The sequence below is a fragment of the Microbulbifer rhizosphaerae genome (assembly GCF_014191725.1).
GTDB lineage: Bacteria > Pseudomonadota > Gammaproteobacteria > Pseudomonadales > Cellvibrionaceae > Microbulbifer > Microbulbifer rhizosphaerae.
This window is the reverse complement of the sequence record NZ_JACHWZ010000008.1, coordinates 79,343-98,831: the sequence shown is the minus strand read 5'-3', so window position 1 is coordinate 98,831 and position 19,489 is coordinate 79,343. Positions and strand designations below refer to the sequence as shown.

Genomic DNA, 19,489 nt, shown 5'->3' with positions numbered 1-19,489 from the left:
CAAAGTCGATGAATGTGCAACTCCGGTTTCTATGCCGGATGTCCGACATCTCTGATGTCGCTGCGGATGAAGTAGTGGTTCGCGTTGTACCGTGGCAACTACGTGACCTAATAACTACATAATAGATGGGAGAAAATTATGTCTGTAGGAAAATTGAAAATCACAGCCGCGCGGCTTGTGGGGGTTGTACTCACGGGTGTTGTACTCACGGGTGTTGTACTCGCGGGATTGTCCGTCGCGAGAGTCGCCCACGCGGACAGCGGTCCATCCACCATCACGGACAATGTTGTCCAGATCAATGAAACCATCTCCCCGGAGGGCTTCAAACACCCGGGCATCCGTTTCACCAAGGAATCGCTGGAGAACCTGCGCACCCAGGTGATCGCCGGTCAGGAGCCCTGGGCCAGCTACTATGAGGGCATGCGCAGACGTCACTGGGCAAGGCTGGATTACGGGCCCAGGAACCACAATGGCAATGGCTACCCCGCACACGACGTAATCAGCCACAACGGGTTGATAGCCGCGTTCATTGATGACGCCCAGGCCGCCCTGATGCACTCCGTACAGTACGTGGTTACCGGTGACGAGCGCCACCGGGAGAAGGCGATGTACATCGTCGGTGTCTATTCGCATATGAACCCGAATGGCGTGGAGTATTTTGCCGATGCGCATATCAAAATGGGGCAGCCGATTTATCATATGACCGCGGCGGCGGAAATTCTGCGGTCCACCTCGACCACGAGGCCGGAGCTGGAGTGGACAGAGGAACTGACCTACAACTATGTCCACAATTTCCTGCAGCCGCAGGCGGATGCCTATATCCGCAAAAATCACTATTTTATGAACCAGTATTCCTACGCCCTGATTGGCAATGTGGCGTCGGCGGTATTTGCGGATGATCGCGCAGCCTACGAAGAGGCGGTGGAATGGGCTACGGTCGGTTCCACGGCGGAAAACCAGGGGTGGGTCGGCTCTATCGAACGCCAGTGTCGCCTGGTGACCCACAACGACAAGACCGGAGAGCCGGTCGATGAGCCCCATGTGCAACTGGTGGAAATGGGGCGGGACCAAGCGCACGGCATCGGCAACGCGGACAGCCTTTTCATTATTTCGCAGATTATCTCCAGCCAGGGCACCAAGGTTGACCCGGAGATGGGGACGATTTCAACGGCCAGCGACGCCATAGATCCGGCGCACTTCCGCGACGACGCGCTGCGCAAGGCCTATATCGAGTACGTCAAATACAATGCGGGCTACGATATCCGTTGGACGCCTACCGCCAGCAGTATTCTTGCCGACGGCACTATTGACTCCGTCTACAAGAATATCAGCGTCTACCAGCGAGGCCGCCTGAGGGGCAATGTCCACTCCGCACTCTACTACTACTTTGCCCATACGGCAGAAGGCTACGACCTGGATGAGGGGGACAACCGTTTTATCAAGCTGGCCTGGGAAAAGAACTACAACCTGGACTCGATCCGCGGCGGCGGTTACTGGGGCCCACGCGAGCATGTGTACGACAGTGAATTCTGGATGCACCTGCCCGCTGCTGCGGCCGACACCTCGGTGCCAACCCGCGGCGAACCCCGGGAAACACTGGACGAACTGCCGGCGTCCGGCCCTTCGTACATCAGGGAAATCGAGCGCAGACACGTCCTGCTCGACGGTGTGGGCGAGGTGCAGACGGAAGGCGATGTCTCCTACCTGTCCGTGGAAACGAGCCCGGAGCAGCCGGTTAACTTCACCCTCTTGTGGACCAGGCTTTGGTCGGGCATGCGCGCCTTCAAGATCAGGACCAACGGTCCGGCCACCATTGAATTCACCCGGGGCCATCACCTGCCCGCGACTTCCAGCCTCTACCTGCCCAATACCGATGGGCAATGGCGGTATATCCCCTTCGATGCTTCCCGGCAGAATACAGGCGGCTCCGGCGATATGAGCTTTGTCCGCGTTATCGGCGAAAGCGGCACCAGGGTGGATATCGATCATCTCAACAACTCCGCTGAAATCCTGTCGCCCCCGGTTTTCGACACCCTTTCCACGAATATCGTGACCTATGTCGGCGGCAGTGTCGGGCTCGATTTTATTGCCGCAAGCGACGCCGGCTCCGCGCTCTATTACTCCACCGAGGGGGACATGCCGGCCGGTGCACTGCTCGATACCGCCAGTGGCGGCTTCAGCTGGACACCCGCCAACGGCCAGGAAGGTCAGTACCGTCTCCAGGTGATCGCCGAAGACGGCGAATACATGGCCCCGCACCAGGTCGACATCACCGTGCTCGCGAGTGCCGAAGAGGCGGCGGATCATATTGCGCAGGCGCTGGACCCGGATAGCAAATATGAATCGGCCACCCGCGAAGTCTTCTACGCGACGCAGGCGGCGACGCTGGAACTGATCGAAACCGGCGCGACGCCCGGGGAGATCGAGACTGCATTGGCACAGTTCCAGGTCGTGGCGGATGCTCTCTTGCCGCTCAACCCGGCGGTACCCGAAGAAGTGGCCAAGGACGAACTCGGCGGCGAGCCGGGCAGCGTACGCCTGGACTACCCGAACATAGTTGCCTCGACCAACACTGGGTTGGGAGGGTTGGTGGACGGCGATTCCGTCACTTTCAACAGTCGTTGGGGCGACCCAACGGTGACCATGGACTTCGGAGTCAACTTCCGCATTCGCCCTACCGCACTGCATATCCAGGCGCGCGCGGGCTTCCCGGACCGCCTGCAGCACGGTCACCTAGAAGGGTCCAACGATGGTGAGAGCTGGGTGCGCCTGACCGACGACGCCGTTTACGGCGAGGATATGCAGCGTCTGCTGGTCTATCCCGAATATCAGGACAATGCGTTTCGTTACCTTCGCGCCATTGCCGTGGATTGCCCCTGCCCGGTATTCGATATCGGCGAAATGTACCTGTTCGGTGAGCGCAAGGAGGTGAATAACGATCTCGCCTCGGCGTTGCCGCGCTGGTTTGTGGGTGAACCGCTGGAGATCCCGGTGGATACCTCCTATCCGCAGAGTGAAGCCCCGGAATTCAGTTTCGACCTGCCCGCCGGTGCCGTCTTCGACGCCGCCTCCAGTACCATCCGCTGGACGCCGGGCAGCGATCAGACCGGGGAGCACACCCTGGTGGTTACCGCGGACTACGGTTTTGACACCATAATCAATGAAATACCGATAACCGTTTCCGCGGATGCCAGCGCAGCCGTCGACGAGATTGTGGCTTCGATCGGCTCGCCCGACGACTACACCGCTTTCAGTCTGCAGATGCTCGAACGAGCCGCAGCCGACGCGCGGGCGGTTGCAGTCGATCCCAACGTGGGCATGGAACTTAAAATCAAGGCCCTGGCGTTGCTGGACAACGCTATCTCCCTGCTTGACTCCAAAGTTGGGAAGATCAAAACGGGTCTCGTTGCCACGATTCTTGCCTCCCATCATATGTGGGGCAACCCGGATCTTGACCCGACCGTCAGCGGATTGCCGATATTTGATGGCGACTACACGACGATCATCTCTTTGCAGGATGCCAACCACGCCTGGGTTCGGGCCGATTATGGTGAGGGGCGATACGTGAGCCTGACCCAGGTGAAATTAACTCCCCGCTCTGGCCAGGCCACACGGCTCAACGGCGCGAGCATTACCGGGTCCAATGACGGTGAGAACTGGACGCTGCTGGCTTCCCTGCCGACGGACGCCTATAGCAGCCGGAATGACAACTCGCCGAGAACGCTGCAGGTCGCGGACAGCAGCCAGTACCGCTACCTGCGTTACAACGGCGGTTGGGGCTCCCACGGCGACGTCGCGGAAGTTGAGTATTTCGGCACCACTAATGCGGATGTGGATGACCGCACCCTGACCTACCTGATGACCAAGGCCGCCTTCCTGAACGAGGAGGACTGGTCGCAAGAGAGCTGGCAGGCCCTCCTCGACGCAGTGGCATCCGCTGGCGAGGCCCGCGACGAGGCTGCGCTGGCCGAGGCCACACAAGCGCTGGACTCGGCCCTGAATACGTTGGTGCCAGCCTCCGGCAGCCCGAGTTTCACCGGCTTCCCACAACGCTGGTTTACCGGCGAGGCGCTGACTTTCTCCGCCTACCCGAACGGTGTCGCAGAGGCGGGCGTGCGGGTGAAGGCAGTCGATCTGCCCGACGGCGCCAGCTTCGATCCCACCTCCGGCCGGATCTCCTGGACGCCGGGTGACGATCAACTGGGCGAGCAGACACTGCGCTTTACCGTCTCTTTCGACTACACACTTGTTCGCCTCCAGGTCCTGCTGCCGGTAAAGATCTACGCGGATGCCAGCGCGGTTGTGGACGAAATCCTCGACTCCATCGGTTCCAGCGATCAGTACAGCGATTTCAGCCTGGCGGTGCTCGAGCGCGCCGAGGCGGAAGTGCGCGCGGTTGCAGAGAACGCGGAATACAGTGCCGCCAGAAAACTCCGCTACCTCGAGCTACTCGAACAGGCTCTGCAACTGCTGGAACCCAGAGTGCAGCCGATCGATGTAAGAACCCAGGCCAGCGTCCTGGCCTCAAGTCACCAGTTCGGCGACCCATCGATTGATGCGACTCTCAGTGGCTTGCCGGCTTTCGATGGCAGTACGGAGACCTCTGTAGACCTGGATGACGCTTCCGGCTGGGTACAGGCCGACTTCGGCGAGGGGCGAATGGTGGATCTCGCGCGAGTTCGGCTGACGCCGCGCCCGGCCCACGCGCTACGCCTGAATGGAGCATCGGTGGAAGGTTCGAACGACGGCGAAACCTGGACGCTGCTGGCGGCCCTTGAAGGGTCCACTGACGCCGGTTCTCCTCCGGACGGCGAAGAGGTGAGCACCCTGGTCATCGAAGAGCGGGAGGCCGGCCATTGCAGTGTGGACGGCACCATCGATTCGAACAACGCCGGGTTCACTGGCAGCGGCTTTTCCAATACCGCCAACGCCCTCGGCAATGGTGTCGATCACGAAATTCATGTGCCCGGGACCGGCCGCTACTCCATCAGCTTCCGCCATGCCAACGGCGCCAGCGCACGCCCCGGTTTTCTGATCGTCAATGGCATTGCCGTGGCGGAAGTGGTCTTTGAAGGCACTGGTTCCTGGACTAATTGGACCGTTACAGCGCCGGTGACCGTGAACCTGGATGCAGGCGACAACTGGATACGGGTCGAGGCCAGCCAAGCCAACGGACTGGCGAATATCGACAATCTGATCGTCACTGGCGTCGCACCCGCCGGAGCGGACTGTATTGCCAACTACGACAACAATTCAGGGGCCGATTCCAGTGGCCTGTACAGCAGCAATTACGACAGCAGTGCGCGCGTGCTGGATATTGCCGATGCGGGCCAGTACCGCTACCTGCGCTTTCAGGGGGCGGAGGCCTCCCATGCAAATGTCGCGGAGATCGAGTACTTCGGCGCGAGCAATTTTGGCTACGACGACAAGACGCTGCCCTACCTGATAGCCAAAGCAGGCATCCTCAACGAGAGCGATTGGACTGTGGATAGCTGGCAGTACCTGATGGACGTGCTGGCGGTTGCGCAGGCGGTAATTGCCGATCCGGCTTCCGACGAATCGCTCTATACGGATGCCACTCAGGCACTGGATGAAGCCCTGGATGCATTAGTGCCGGCGGCCAGCCTGATCGATTTTCTGGTCGCGAGCGCCCAGGTCAGCGAAGCGGATGGCAGCATTACCCTGCTGGTAAGTCGCACAGGAGGCACTCTCGGCCCGGTATCGGCCGACTACGCCACCTTGGCCCAGACTGCGATTGCCGGAGAGGATTTTGTCCACACCAGCGGTGTACTGACCTGGACCGATGGCGATATGGAATCCAAGGCGATCCTTGTATCGCTGGTTGACGATGGCTACCTGGAAGACACCGAGGAATTCATCGTGAAGCTCGACGGCGCCGATAACGGAGTTATCGGCGAATCCGGGGAGGCCGGGATCACGGTGGTCGACGACGACAGCGATGCGCTGCCCGGTCTGTCTATCGGCGATGTCTCCCTGGTGGAAGGGGACGGAAAACTGCCGTCCGCAGCTTCGATGCAGTTTGAGGTGTCCCTGTCGGGCACCGCCCGTCAACCGGCAAAAGTCCTGGTTCGTACCCAGTCGGGCACGGCGGAAAACGGCCGCGACTTTATTCCACTGGGGCGCGTGGTGCACTTCGCCGTCGGCGAGAAGAGCAAGGTCGTCGAGGTCCGGGTGAGACCGGACGACAAGCGCGAAGGCGATGAGCAGTTCACCCTGGAAGCCATTTGGGCCAAGGGCGCCGAAATCCAGGATGGGGTGGGCGTTGGCACCATCCTGGACGACGACTAAGGAGACACGATAATTGGGTAGGATGGGCAAAGCGCAGCGTGCCCATCCTACTTAAGAGAAATCACGGTGTAGGAGCCTGCTTGCAGGCGAACAATGCCGGCATCGAATCCTGAGCTGCCATCCATGGTGCGAACGCTCAGTGTTCGATCGGGCCCCGGCTTCGCCATCCAAGGCGGGGCGCCAACCCGCGCACAAAGCGATGCTTTGTATACGCGCGGCTTGGCCCCGCAAGCAGGCTCCTACAGGGAAACAGGAAAATTAGAGGGTTTTATTTCTGGCGAAGGGGACACATCGAGGTCTGTCAATAAACCAAGCAATAGCTGGCAGCTCCTTGAAGTCGATGGATGTGCAGCTCCGGTCTCTACCGGATGCCCGACTCCCTGGTGCCGCTGCGGATGGAGTAGTAGTTCACGTTGTACCGCGGCAGCTATGTGATCGTAATAACTACATAATAGATGAGAGAAGTCATGTCTATAAAAAAACTAAAAATGATAGCCGCACTGCTTGCGGGCGGTGTATTCGCGGGGCTGTCGCTCGCGAATACCGCGCACGCAGACAGCGGCGAATCCGTCATCACCGACAATATTGTCGAGATCAACGAAACCATCTCCCCGGAGGGTTTCAAACACCCGGGCATCCGCTTCACCAAGGAATCGCTGGAAAACCTGCGCACCCAGGTAATCGCCGGTCAGGAACCCTGGGCCAGCTACTACGAGGGCATGCGTCGCCGCTGGTGGGCGAGCCTGAATTATGGGCCCAGGAACCACAATGGCAATGGCTACCCCGCACACGACGTAATCAGCCACAACGGCTTGGTTGCTGGGTTCATTGATGACGCCCAAGCTGCCTTGATGCATTCCATACAGTATGTCGTCACTGGTGACGAGCGCCACCGTGCGAAGGCTATGTATATCGTCGGTGTCTATTCGAACATGAACCCGAATGGCGTGGAGTACTTTGCCGATGTGCATATCAAGATGGGGCAGCCGATCTACCACATGACCGCGGCGGCCGAAATTCTGCGTGCCACCTCGACCACAGATCCAGAGCTGGAGTGGACCGAGGAGTTGACATACAAGTATGTCAACAATTTCCTGCAGCCGCAGATGGATGCCTATATCCGCAATAATCGCTACTTTATGAACCAGTACTCCTACGCCCTGGCCGGGAACGTGGCAGCGGCCATCTTCGCGGATGACCGAGCGGCCTACGAGGAGGCGGTGGAGTGGACCACGGTGGGCTCCACGGCGGAAAACCAAGGCTGGGTGGGTTCCATCGAGCGCGTGTTCCGCCTGATGACCCACAACGATGAGACCGGTGAGCCACTGGACGATCCCTATGTCCAACTGGCGGAGATGGGCCGCGACCAGCCGCACGCGATCGGCAACGTGGATACACTGTTTATTATTTCGCAGATTATCTCCAGTCAGGGCACCAAAGTGGACCCTGTCGCGGGTACGATTTCGACGGCGGACAATGCAGTAGATCCGGTGCACTTCAGCGACGACGCTTTGCGCAAGGCGTTTATTGAATTCATTAAATACAATGTGGGTTACGATATCCGCTGGACGCCCATCGCGAACGACATAAGCTCCGATGGCACCATCAATTCCATCTACAAGACCGTCAACGCCCAGGGGCGTGGCCGCCTGAGTGGCAATGTCTATAGGGCGCTCTATTACTACTTCAAATACAGCGCCGGCTATGACCTGAGCGAGGGCGAGAACCGCTATATCCAGCTCGCCTACGACGCCAACCACCAGGCGGGCTGGCAGAGTATTCGCCGCGGCGACTACTGGGGTCCGCGGGAGCATGTCTACAACAGCGAGTTCTGGGCGCACCTGCCCGCATCCGTCGCCGATACCTCGGTGCCGCCCCGCGGTGAGCCGCGCGAAACGCTCGATGAACCGCCGGCCTGGGGGCCAGGCCATCTGACTGAATTCGAACTCAGGGAAATTGTGCTGGACGGATCCGCGGAGGAGGTTTTCGAAGAGGATCTCGGCTACCTGCGGGTGCAGGCCAACCCCTTCGAGCCCACCAATTTCACCCTTTGGGGGGGGCGGTATTCCTCGGGTGTCAATACGCTTCGCGTGAGAACCGATGGGCCGGCGCGGGTGGAGTTCTCTCACGGCCACACGAAGGCCCCGGCATCTTCCCTGTATCTTCCCGACACCGGCGGCGAGTGGCGCTATGTACCGGTCGACACTTCCCGGCAAAGTATCGGCGGCTCCTCCGGCCTGAAGTTCTTCCGGATTTTCGGCGAAGAGGGTTCAGTGACGGTGGACTTTGACCACCTGAACCGGGATGAAGCAGTAACGGCTGCAGCGCCACAGTTCAACAGCCTGTCCACCGAAGTCGTCAGCTATGCCGGCGGTGCCTTCGAGCGCGATTTCGGCGTCACCGCCGGGACCACCGACGTGGTGTATTCCCTGGCTGGTGAAGTGCCGGCCAGTGCCAGCATCGATCCGCTCACGGGCCAGTTTCATTTCGCACCCGGCGCTGGCCAGAGCGGCGAGTATCGCCTCCAGGTGGTTGCCGAAAACGATACTTACAAGACCTCCCACGCGGTGACTATCACCGTCGGCACCTCCGCCGAGGACGCGGTGGATCTGATTGCCGCCGCCCTGGATACGGACAAGCGCTATGTCTCCGCCACGCGTCTCGCCTTCTACGCGGCCAAGGCAGTGGTGCAAAGCGCGATTCTGACGATGGCACCTGCAGCAGAAATCGACGCGGCCTTGACCGAGTTCCTGGCGACTTCCAAACAGCTGCAGGAACTGAATCCGGTGATTGCAGAGGACGCGGCCAAGGACGATCTTGGTCTCGAACCGGACGGTGTGCGCCTGAACTACCCGAAGATGGTGGCCTGGAGCAATACCTGGCTGGGTCACCTGGTGGATGGTGATCCCGGCACCTTCAACAGTCGCTGGGGCGACCCGTCGGTGACCATGGACTTCGGCGCCAACTTCCGGATTCGAGCCACTGCCCTGCATATCCAGGCGCGCGGGGGCTTTCCGGAACGCCTGCAGGACGGTCGCCTGGAGGGTTCCCATGATGGTGAGAACTGGGTGCGCCTGACTGACAGCGCCGTTTACGGCGGGGAAATGCAGCGCCTGGCGGTTTACCCCGAATACCAGAACACCATGTTCCGTTACTTGCGCGTCATTTCCCCGCATTGCGCCTGCGGAGTCTTCGATATCGGCGAGATGTACCTGTTCGGCGAGCGCCAGGAGATAGTTAGCGATCTGGCAACTGCCCCTGGGCGCTGGTTTGTCGGTCAGACCCTGGAGATTCCCGTCGCGGTCACACCGCCCCAGGACGACCCGGTGGAATTTTCCGTGGACCTGCCCGCGGGAGCGGTATTCGATCTGGACAACGGCCTGATCACCTGGACACCTACGGCCGACCAGACGGGAGAGCAGACCCTGTCTATTACCGCCGACTACGGCTTCGCCCAGGTGGAAGATAACTTGTCGATAACCATCTCCGAGAGTGCAAATGCCGTCGTTGATGAGTTGCTGGCAACGCTTGATGCACCGGAAAGCTATTCCGACTCGAGCTGGACCATGCTGGCCCGGGCGGAAGCCGAGGCGCGCGACATTGCTGCCGATCCGAACATGACAGTCCAGCAAAAGTTGGAGTCTATTGTCCTGTTCGAGCAGGCGATGGAACTGATGGAACCCAAGCACACCGGCGATGAAATCGACACCGGGCGTTTCGCGGCGATTCTCGCTTCACACCCACAATATGGTGATCCGGAAATTGACGAGAGCCTGGCGGGTTTGCCAGCCTTTGACGGCACCGGTGCCTTTGTGAGTCTTGAGGCCTCCAGCGGCACCTGGGTTCAGGCGGACTTTGGCGAAGGCAATTACGTCAGTCTGACCCGGGTGCGTCTCACGCCGCGCTGGGATTTTGGCAGAAGGCTCAACAACGCCGTTATCGCCGGCTCCAATGATGGTGAGAACTGGACGACACTGGCCAGAGTTCCGTACAACGAGTATCTCAACGCCACTTGGGACAATCATGTGACCACGCTTGAGGTGTCGGACGCCACGGCCTACCGCTATGTGCGTTTCTTCGGTCACAACGGTACCCACGGCAATGTTGCCGAAATCGAGTTGTTCGGCACCGGTGATTACGTTCACGACGACCTGACCCTTCGCTACCTGCAATTGAAGGCCTCCACCCTGGATGCCGCTCACTGGAGTGATGCCAGTTGGCGGCAGTTACAGGACATGCTGGCCCAGGTGGAGGCAGCGTCCGGTATATATGCGGTCGCTGAGGCCACCGCTGCCCTGGATACGGCGCTGAACTCGCTGATTCCCGCCTCCGGCAACCTGAGTTTCGACGACGTGCCGGGCCGCTGGTTTGTGGGTGAGTCCCTGGAGTTTTCGATCTTCCCCGAGGGGATGGCGGATGCCGGCATGGAAGTCGAAGCCGCACTGCCGGCCGGCGCCAGCTTTAATCCGCTCACCGGCCAAGTGTCGTGGACACCCGGCAGTGACCAGGTGGGTGATCAATCGCTCGAATTTGACATCGGTTTCGATTTCTCGCTTTTGCGTATCAAGAAATCGCTATCGGTGACTGTTTACACGGATGGCGCTGCGGTAGTGGATGAAATACTTGCAACTGTGGGCCTTCCTGAGCAGTACACGAGTTTCAGTCTGGATATGCTGGCGCGGGCCGAATCGGACGTCCGGGAGATCGTTGAGAATCCCGAGGTGAACCCGTACAGAAAATTGTCATACCTAAGGCTTTTGGAGCAGGCGATATCGCTGCTTGAGCCTTTCAGTGATGACATCGATGTATCGGGTGAGGCAACGATTCTGGCCTCTCATCATAAGTGGGGAAATCCCTCTGTGGACGTTACGCTGAGTGGCCTGCCAGCCTTTGATGGTACCGGTAGCTATGTGGATTTGCAGTCCGCCAGCGGCACCTGGATTCAGGCGGACTTTGGCGAGGGCCGTTACGTCAGCCTGACCCGGGTGCGTCTCACGCCGCGTTGGAATTACGGCAGAAGACTCAACAACGCCGTTATCGCCGGTTCCAATGATGGTGAAAACTGGACGACCCTGGTCAGAGTTCCGTACAACCACTACCTCAACGCCACTTGGGACAACAAAGTGACCACGCTTGAGGTGTCGGATGCCACGACCTACCGCTATGTGCGTTTTTTCGGTCACAACGGTTCCCACGGCAATGTTGCTAAGATTGAGTTGTTTGGCACGCACAACTTTGACTATGACGACCGCACATTGCCTTACCTGATCGCCAAGGCGGGCATCCTCGTTGAAAACGACTGGACTGCGGACAGCTGGCAGTACCTGATGGACGTGCTGGCGGTTGCCCAGGCGATGATCGAGGAAGGCGGTTCCGACGAGGCGCTCTATGCCGACGCCACCGCTATGCTGGACGAGGCCCTGAATACCCTGGTGCCGGCATCCAGCTACCTGGATTTCATCGTTGCAAACGTCCAGGCCAGTGAAGCCGACGGCAGCATCACCCTGCTGGTCAGTCGCACAGGAGGCACTCTCGGTGCAGTATCGGCCGACTTTGCCACCCTGGCCGGTTCCGCGTCCGCGGGCGAGGACTTTGTGGATACCAATGGCACGCTGACCTGGGGCGATGGCGATATGGACCCGAAAGCGGTTGTTGTATCGCTGGTCAACGACGGCTACCTGGAAGATGAAGAAGACTTCACCGTGAAGCTTGAGAACGCCGACAACGGGGTTATCGGCGACTCCGGCGAAGCCCAGGTCACGCTGATCGACGACGATTCCGATGCGCTGCCCGGCCTGTCGATCGCCGATGCCTCCCTGGTTGAAGGGGACGGAAAACTGCCGTTCGCAGCTTCGATGCAGTTTGAAGTGTCCCTGTCGGGCACCGCCCGTCAACCGGTAAAAGTCCTGATTCGTACCCAGTCGGGCACGGCGAAAAACGGCCGCGACTTTATTCCGCTGGGGCGCGTGGTGCACTTTGCGGCCGGCGAGAAGAGCAAGGTCGTCGAGGTTCGGGTGAGACCGGATGACAAGCGAGAAGGCGACGAACAGTTCACCCTGGAGGCCAAATGGGCCAAGGGCGCCGAAATCCAGGACGGGGTGGGTGTTGGCACCATCCTGGACGACGACTAAAGAGACACGATAATTAAGTAGGATGGGCAAAGCGCATGCAGAAAACTGCTCCTTGCGTTTTCTGCATGCCCGCCATCCCTGGCGGGCTCGTGCTCACCCTACTTAAGAGAAATCATGGTGTAGGAAAAACGCCTTTATTATCAGTACCGAAAACAGCGAGGTAGCGATGGCCAGAAAAGGGTTTTATTTCTGGCGAGAGGGACGCATCAAGGTTTGTCAATAAGCCAAGTAATAGCTGGCAGCTCCTTGAAGTCGATGGATGTGCAACTCCGGTCTCTACCGGATGCCCGACTCCCTGGTGCCGCTGCGGATGGAGTAGTAGTTGCGTTGTACCGCGGCAGCTGTGTGATCGTAATAACTACATGAGAGAAATCATGTCTATAAGAAAACTGAAAATGAAAGCCGCATTGCTTGCGGGCGTTGTATTCGCGGGGCTGTCGCTCGCGAATACCACCCACGCAGACAGCGGACCATCCACCATCACGGACAATGTTGTCCAGATCAATGAAACCATCTCCCCGGAGGGTTTCAAACACCCGGGCATCCGTTTCACCAAGGAATCGCTGGAGAACCTGCGCACCCAGGTAATCGCCGGTCAGGAGCCCTGGGCCAGCTACTATGAGGGCATGCGCAGACGTCACTGGGCAAGGCTTGATTACGGGCCCAGGAACCACGACGGTAATGGTTATCCCGCACACGACGTAATCAGCCACAACGGGTTGATTGCCGGGTTCATTGATGACGCCCAGGCCGCGTTGATGCACTCCGTACAGTACGTGGTTACCGGTGACGAGCGCCACCGGGAGAAGGCGATGTATATCGTCGGTGTCTATTCGCATATGAACCCGAATGGCGTGGAGTATTTTGCCGATGCGCACATCAAGATGGGGCAGCCGATCTATCATATGACCGCTGCGGCCGAGATTTTGCGCGCTACTTCGACCACGAGGCCGGAGCTGGAGTGGACAGAGGAGATGACCTACAACTATGTCCACAATTTCCTGCAGCCGCAGGCGGATGCCTATATCCGCAAAAATCACTATTTTATGAACCAGTATTCCTACGCCCTGATTGGCAATGTGGCGTCGGCAATATTTGCGGATGATCGCGCAGCCTACGAAGAGGCGGTGGAATGGGCTACGGTCGGTTCCACGGCGGAAAACCAGGGATGGGTCGGCTCTATCGAACGCCAGTTCCGTCTGGTGACGCAAAACGACCAGACAGGGGAACCGCTCGAGGAGCCTCATATCCAACTGGTCGAGATGGGGCGCGACCAGGCGCACGCTATCGGCAATGTGGATAGCCTGTTTATCATTTCGCAGATCATAGCGAGCCAGGACACCAAGGTGGACCCTGTCACGGGAACGGTATCCACGGCGAGTGATGCCATCGATCCGGTGCACTTTAGCGACGATGCGCTGCGCAAGGCCTATATCCAATTTGCCAAATACAATATGGGCTTCGACATTCCCTGGGTCCCGGTTGCCAGCAGTATTCTGGCGGATGGCTCTATCGATTCGCTTTACCGGTGGCCCAGATCGGCCTACCGCGGGCGGTTGAGAGCCAACGCCTTCCCGGCCATGTATTACTTTTACGAATATATGGCCGACGGCTACGACCTGACGGAAGGGGATAATCGCTTTATCCAGATGATTTACGAAAAAAGCATGGAACACAGTTGGCGCGGTGTCCGTTCGGGGGGCTACTGGGGGCCGCGCGAACACGTCTATGACAGTGAATTCTGGATGCACCTGCCAGCTTCCGTCGCCGATACCTCGGTGCCGCCGCGCGGAGAGCCCAGGGAAGTGCTGGACGAGCTTCCACCGTCAGGACCGGCGCATATTATCGAGGTAGAGAAGAAAGAAATCGTTCTGGGCGGCAGTGTGCAGGAGAAGACAGAAGGCGAGGTTTCCTATCTTTCCGTCGATACCACCACTGCGGAGCCGGCCGTGTTTGTACTTTGGAGCGCATGGTTTTCCGATAGCGTGAACGCCTTCAAAGTCAGATCTGATGGCCCGGCCACTATCGAGTTCGCCCGGGGTCGTGACCTGCCTGCAACCACTCAGCTTCACGTGCCCGATACAGGGGGCGAGTGGCGCTATATTCCGTTCGATACTTCCAAGCGGAGTACCTGGGGCTCCGGCGACCTCCGGTATATCCGCGTTATTGGGGGAAGCATTACCACAGTGGTGGATATCGACCACGTGAACACTTCCGACGACACGCTTACCCCACCGGTGTTCGATACCCTGTCCACTGATATTCTGACTTATGCGGGTGGCGAACTGGACCGCTCGTTTGCGGCCGCCGCCGAGGCTGGTTCGTCGCCGTTCTACTTTACCGAAGGCATGGTTCCCGCCAGTGCGACGCTGGACTCAAGTACCGGTCGCTTCAATTGGGCGCCGGCCAGTGGGGACGCAGGGGAGTACCGTTTCCACGTGGTTGCCGAAGACGGCGAGTACATGACCTCGCACCAGGTTACCATCATGGTAACGGCCAGTGCCGAGGCGGCGGTAGAGCTTGTCGCTGAAGCAATGGAGCCGGGCGTGGCTTACGAGTCCAGCGGTCGGGAGGCCTTCCACGCGGCGCACACCGCAGCGTTGGATGCCATCCATGCGGGTGGCTCGTTGGCTGAAATCGATATGGCAATTGCCCGGTTCCTGGTCGCGGCCAGGGCATTGCAACCTCTCAATCCTGTGATTCCCGAGGAGGGTACCAAGGACGAGTTGGGCCCGGAAGCCAACGGAGTACGCCTGGACTATCCCAGCATTGTCGATAGCGCCAATACCCGGCTGAATATGCTGGTCGATGGTGACTCCAGTTCCGCCAACAGCCGTTGGGGAGACGAGCCCTATGTTCTATTGGATTTCGGTGCCAGTTTCCGCGTGGTTACTGAGGCCGTTCATATCCATCCCCGGCAGGCATTCCCGGACCGGACTCGCGGCACTCATGTGCTCGCCTCCGACGACGGGGTCAACTGGCTGAAAATCACCGGTAACGTCGGTTATGGTGATCGCATGCACCGGCTACCTGTCTACGAGGAATTCCGGAACAGGGCCTTCCGCTACCTGAAATTCTACACTGACCCTGGAGTTTGCGGTTGCCCGGTGCTCGATTTTGGCGAAATCTATATCTTCGGCGAGCGCAAGGAAGTGATCGCGGATCTGGCCTCGGCGCCACCGCGCTGGTTCGTCGGTGAAACCCTGGAGATTCCCGTGGCGGTAACGCCGACCCAGGACGACCCGGTGGAATTTTCCGCTGATCTGCCCGCGGGCGCGGTGTTTGATCAGGCGCGCGGACTGATCACCTGGACACCTGACGCCGGCCAGGTTGGCGATCAAGTCCTCACTATTCGCGCCGACTTCGGTTACGCCCAGGTGGAAGATAGTTTGCCGATAACCGTTTCCGCCAGCGCGGACGCCGCCATTGATGAACTGCTGGAGAGCCTCGGCGAGCCGGAAAGTTATACCGAGGCCAGTTTGACCATGCTGGCCCGGGCGGAAGCTGACACGCGCCTCATTACCTCCAATCCGGATGAGCCGATTGAGGACAGACTGGAGGCTATCGCCCACTTCGAGCGGGTGATGGAACTGGTGGAGCCCGTGCACACTGGCGATGACATCGATGCCGGGCGTTTCGCGGGTATTCTCGCCTCCCATTCACAACGGGGTGCCCCGGAAATTGACGAAACCCTGGCGGGTGTGCCGGCCTTTGACCGTGATCCGTCGACTTATGTGAATCTGGAAGTTCCCAGTGGCGGCTGGATTCAGGCGGACTTTGGCGAGGGCCGTTACGTCAGCCTGACCCAGGTGCGTCTCACCCCGCGCTACGATTTTGGCAGAAAGCTCAACAATGCCGTTATCGAGGGCTCCAATGACGGTGAAAACTGGACGCGACTGGCCAAGGTTCCGTACAACGAGTATCTCAACGCCACTTGGGACAACCATGTGACCACGCTTGAGGTGTCGGATGCCACGGCCTACCGCTATGTGCGTTTCGTCGGCCACAACGGTTCTTATGGAAATGTTGCTGAAGTCGAGTTGTTTGGCTCTGGAGACTACGCTCTCGACGACCGGACGCTTCGCTATCTGCAACTGAAGGCCTCCACGCTGGATGCCGCTCTCTGGGACAATGCCAGTTGGCAGCAGTTACAGGACGCGTTGGCGCAGGCGGAGAAGGCCTCCGGTATATATGCAGTCACTGCGGCCACCGCGGCCCTGGAAAAAGCGCTGAACATGCTGGTTCCCGCCTCCGGCAACCTGAGTTTTGACGGTGTTCCGGAGCGCTGGTTCGTCGACGAGACGCTGGAGTTTTCCATCTTTCCGGAGGGTGTTGCTGACGAAGGCGTTTATGTGACAGCCGAACTGCCCGACGGTGCGACGTTCGATCCCGTAACCGGGCTCGTCTCCTGGGCGCTGAACAGCGACCAGTTGGGCCGGCAGGAGCTGCGCTTTGCTGTCTCCTTCGATTACACGCCTGTCCGCCTTCAGGTTTCACTGCCGGTAACCGTCTTTGCGGATGCCAGTGCAGCGGTGGATGAAATACTGACAACTACCGGCTCATTGGACCAGTACACGCAGTTCAGTGTGGATATGCTGGAACGGGCGGAATCCGAGGTTCGCGAGATCGCCGCAGACCCGGCCGTGGGCCCATACCGGAAGTTGTCTTATCTCGACCTGCTGGAGCAGGCAATCGCGCTGCTCGAACCTTTCAGCGATACCATTAATGTAGCGGGTGAGGCAAGCATCCTGGCTTCCCACCAACGCTGGGGCACTCCTGAGGAGGGCGTCACGCTGAGTGGCCTGCCGGCCTTTGACGGTGAACGGTCGACTTATGTGGACTTGCAGTCCCCCAGCGGCACCTGGGTTCAGGCGGACTTTGGCGAGGGCCGTTACGTCAGCCTGACCCGGGTGCGTCTCACGCCGCGCTGGGATTATGGCAGGAGGCTCAACAACTCCGTTATCGAGGGCTCCAATGACGGTGAAAACTGGACGAGACTGGCCAGGGTTCCGCACGACGAATATCTCCAAGCCACTTGGGACAACCATGTGACCACGCTTGAGGTATCGGACGACACGCCCTACCGCTATGTGCGTCTCTTGGGTTCCAACGGTTCCCACGGCAATATTGCTGAAATTGAGTTGTTTGGCACGCACAACCTGGACCATGACGACCGCACACTGCCTTACCTGATCGCCAAGGCGGGCATCCTCGTTGAAAACGACTGGACTGCGGACAGCTGGCAGTACCTGATGGACGTGCTGGCGGTTGCCCAGGCGATGATCGAGGAAGGCGGTTCCGACGAGGCGCTCTATGCCGACGCCACCGCTATGCTGGACGAGGCCCTGAATACCCTGGTGCCGGCATCCAGCTACCTGGATTTCATCGTTGCAAACGTCCAGGCCAGTGAAGCCGACGGCAGCATCACCCTGCTGGTCAGTCGCACAGGAGGCACTCTCGGTGCAGTATCGGCCGACTTTGCCACCCTGGCCGGTTCCGCGTCCGCGGGCGAGGACTTTGTGGATACCAATGGCACGCTGACCTGGGTCGATGGCGATATGAACCCGAAAGCGATTGTTGTATCGCTGGTCAACGACGGCTACCTGGAAGATGAAGAAGACTTCACCGTGAAGCTTGAGAACGCCGACAACGGGGTTATCGGCGACTCCGGCGAAGCCGAGGTCACGCTGATCGACGACGATTCCGATGCGCTACCCGGCCTGTCGATCGCCGATGCCTCCCTGGTTGAAGGGGACGGAAAACTGCCGTTCGCAGCTCCGATGCAGTTTGAGGTACCCCTGCCGGGCACCGCCCGTCAACCGGCAATGCCCGGTCTGTCGTTCTTCGGCGGTTTCTCCCTGGTTGAAGGGGACGGAAAACTGCCGTTCGCAGCTTCGAAGCAGTGTGAGGTACCCCTGTCGGGCACCGCCCGTCAACCGGCAATGCCCGGTCTGTCGTTCGGCGGTTTCTCCCTGGTTGAAGGCGACGGAAAACTGCCGTCCGCAGCTTCGATGCAGTTTAAGGTGTCCCTGTCGGGCACCGCCCGTCAACCGGTAAAAGTCCTGGTTCGTACCCAGTCGGGCACGGCGAAAAACGGCCGCGACTTTATTCCGCTGGGGCGCGTGGTGCACTTCGCGGTCGGCGAGAAGAGCAAGGTCGTCGAGGTCCGGGTTAGACCGGACCATAAGCGCGAAGGCGATGAGCAGTTTACCCTGGAGGCCATTTGGGCCAAGGGCGCCGAAGTGCAGGACGGGGTGGGTGTTGGCACCATCCTGGACGACGACTGACCCGGGCTTGATCCGGTACCGGTATCCAGGACTGTGGCTCCTGGGTTCCGGCTTTCGCCGGAACGACGAAATTGCGTTGTTGGGGACGAACCTTGCGTTCGTCCCTACAGATCAACAATTTTGTAAGGGCGAACCCTGTGTTCTCCCGGGCGGGCCTCAGGCCCGCTTGCCGGGGGCAGGGCAATCGCATAAAAACCTGAAGGGTACGGAGAGCGAGGTCGGTCAAATGTCATCATGGCGATTTGCTTGCCGAAGACACCTATAAACATTATCGGCTTCCACGACAAGGACGGCATACAATTCCGCGCTGCCTATAACTGGCGTGGTGATTGCCTGAGCCGTCGGGAAGACGAAGGGCTGCCCAGGCATGTTGACCCTATGGACAGCTGGATCTACGCGCCTCTTATGATCTCACCGAGAACATCACGGTATCCGCATCGGCATTGAATGTGACCGATGAAAAGGTCTTTCACTATGCAGATTCCGAGGAGCATATGCGCTTAATCGAGTACGCCGGACCTCGTTATCTTATAGGTATTAATGCGAGATTCTGATAAACCCAATCTCAGGATTTTTTGAGAAGGTATCGCTTGGCGGTGACCGGAATGCTCAAGTGCTGTGTATATACTGCGCTTCCTGGGCTCCGGTGACCACCGCCAAGCATCCGCTTGCTACGTTGTGAAACCACCACTAACCCCTTGGTGGTCATGTAGAAGAATATTATTTTCAGCCTTTCTTTATCTGCTGTGGTTGCCTTGGGCA

Annotated in this window: 3 protein-coding genes; all 3 read left to right on the top strand. The window is 59.2% G+C overall.

The window, feature by feature from the left end; genetic code table 11:
- The first annotated feature begins 138 nt into the window (after positions 1-138).
- The 3 genes from FHS09_RS09905 to FHS09_RS09895 all read left to right on the top strand — a co-directional run bounded on the left by FHS09_RS09905 (position 139) and on the right by FHS09_RS09895 (position 18,727).
- Positions 139-6,309 (top strand): Calx-beta domain-containing protein, encoded by a 6,171-nt coding sequence (locus FHS09_RS09905; protein ID WP_183459354.1) that lies wholly within the window; start codon positions 139-141, stop codon positions 6,307-6,309.
- A 467-nt stretch (positions 6,310-6,776) separates the two neighbouring features.
- Complete coding sequence (locus tag FHS09_RS09900) at positions 6,777-12,440, top strand: Calx-beta domain-containing protein (RefSeq protein ID WP_183459352.1); 5,664 nt, start codon at positions 6,777-6,779, stop codon at positions 12,438-12,440.
- A 374-nt stretch (positions 12,441-12,814) separates the two neighbouring features.
- Positions 12,815-18,727, top strand: coding sequence for a Calx-beta domain-containing protein (locus FHS09_RS09895; protein WP_183459350.1), 5,913 nt, complete (start codon positions 12,815-12,817; stop codon positions 18,725-18,727).
- Positions 18,728-19,489 lie beyond the last annotated feature (762 nt).

Excerpts from the sequence above, each read along its gene's own strand:
- FHS09_RS09905 (WP_183459354.1), top strand. The coding sequence starts at position 139 with ATGTCTGTAGGAAAATTGAAAATCACAGCCGCGCGGCTTGTGGGGGTT.
- FHS09_RS09900 (WP_183459352.1), top strand. The coding sequence starts at position 6,777 with ATGTCTATAAAAAAACTAAAAATGATAGCCGCACTGCTTGCGGGCGGT.
- FHS09_RS09895 (WP_183459350.1), top strand. The coding sequence starts at position 12,815 with ATGTCTATAAGAAAACTGAAAATGAAAGCCGCATTGCTTGCGGGCGTT.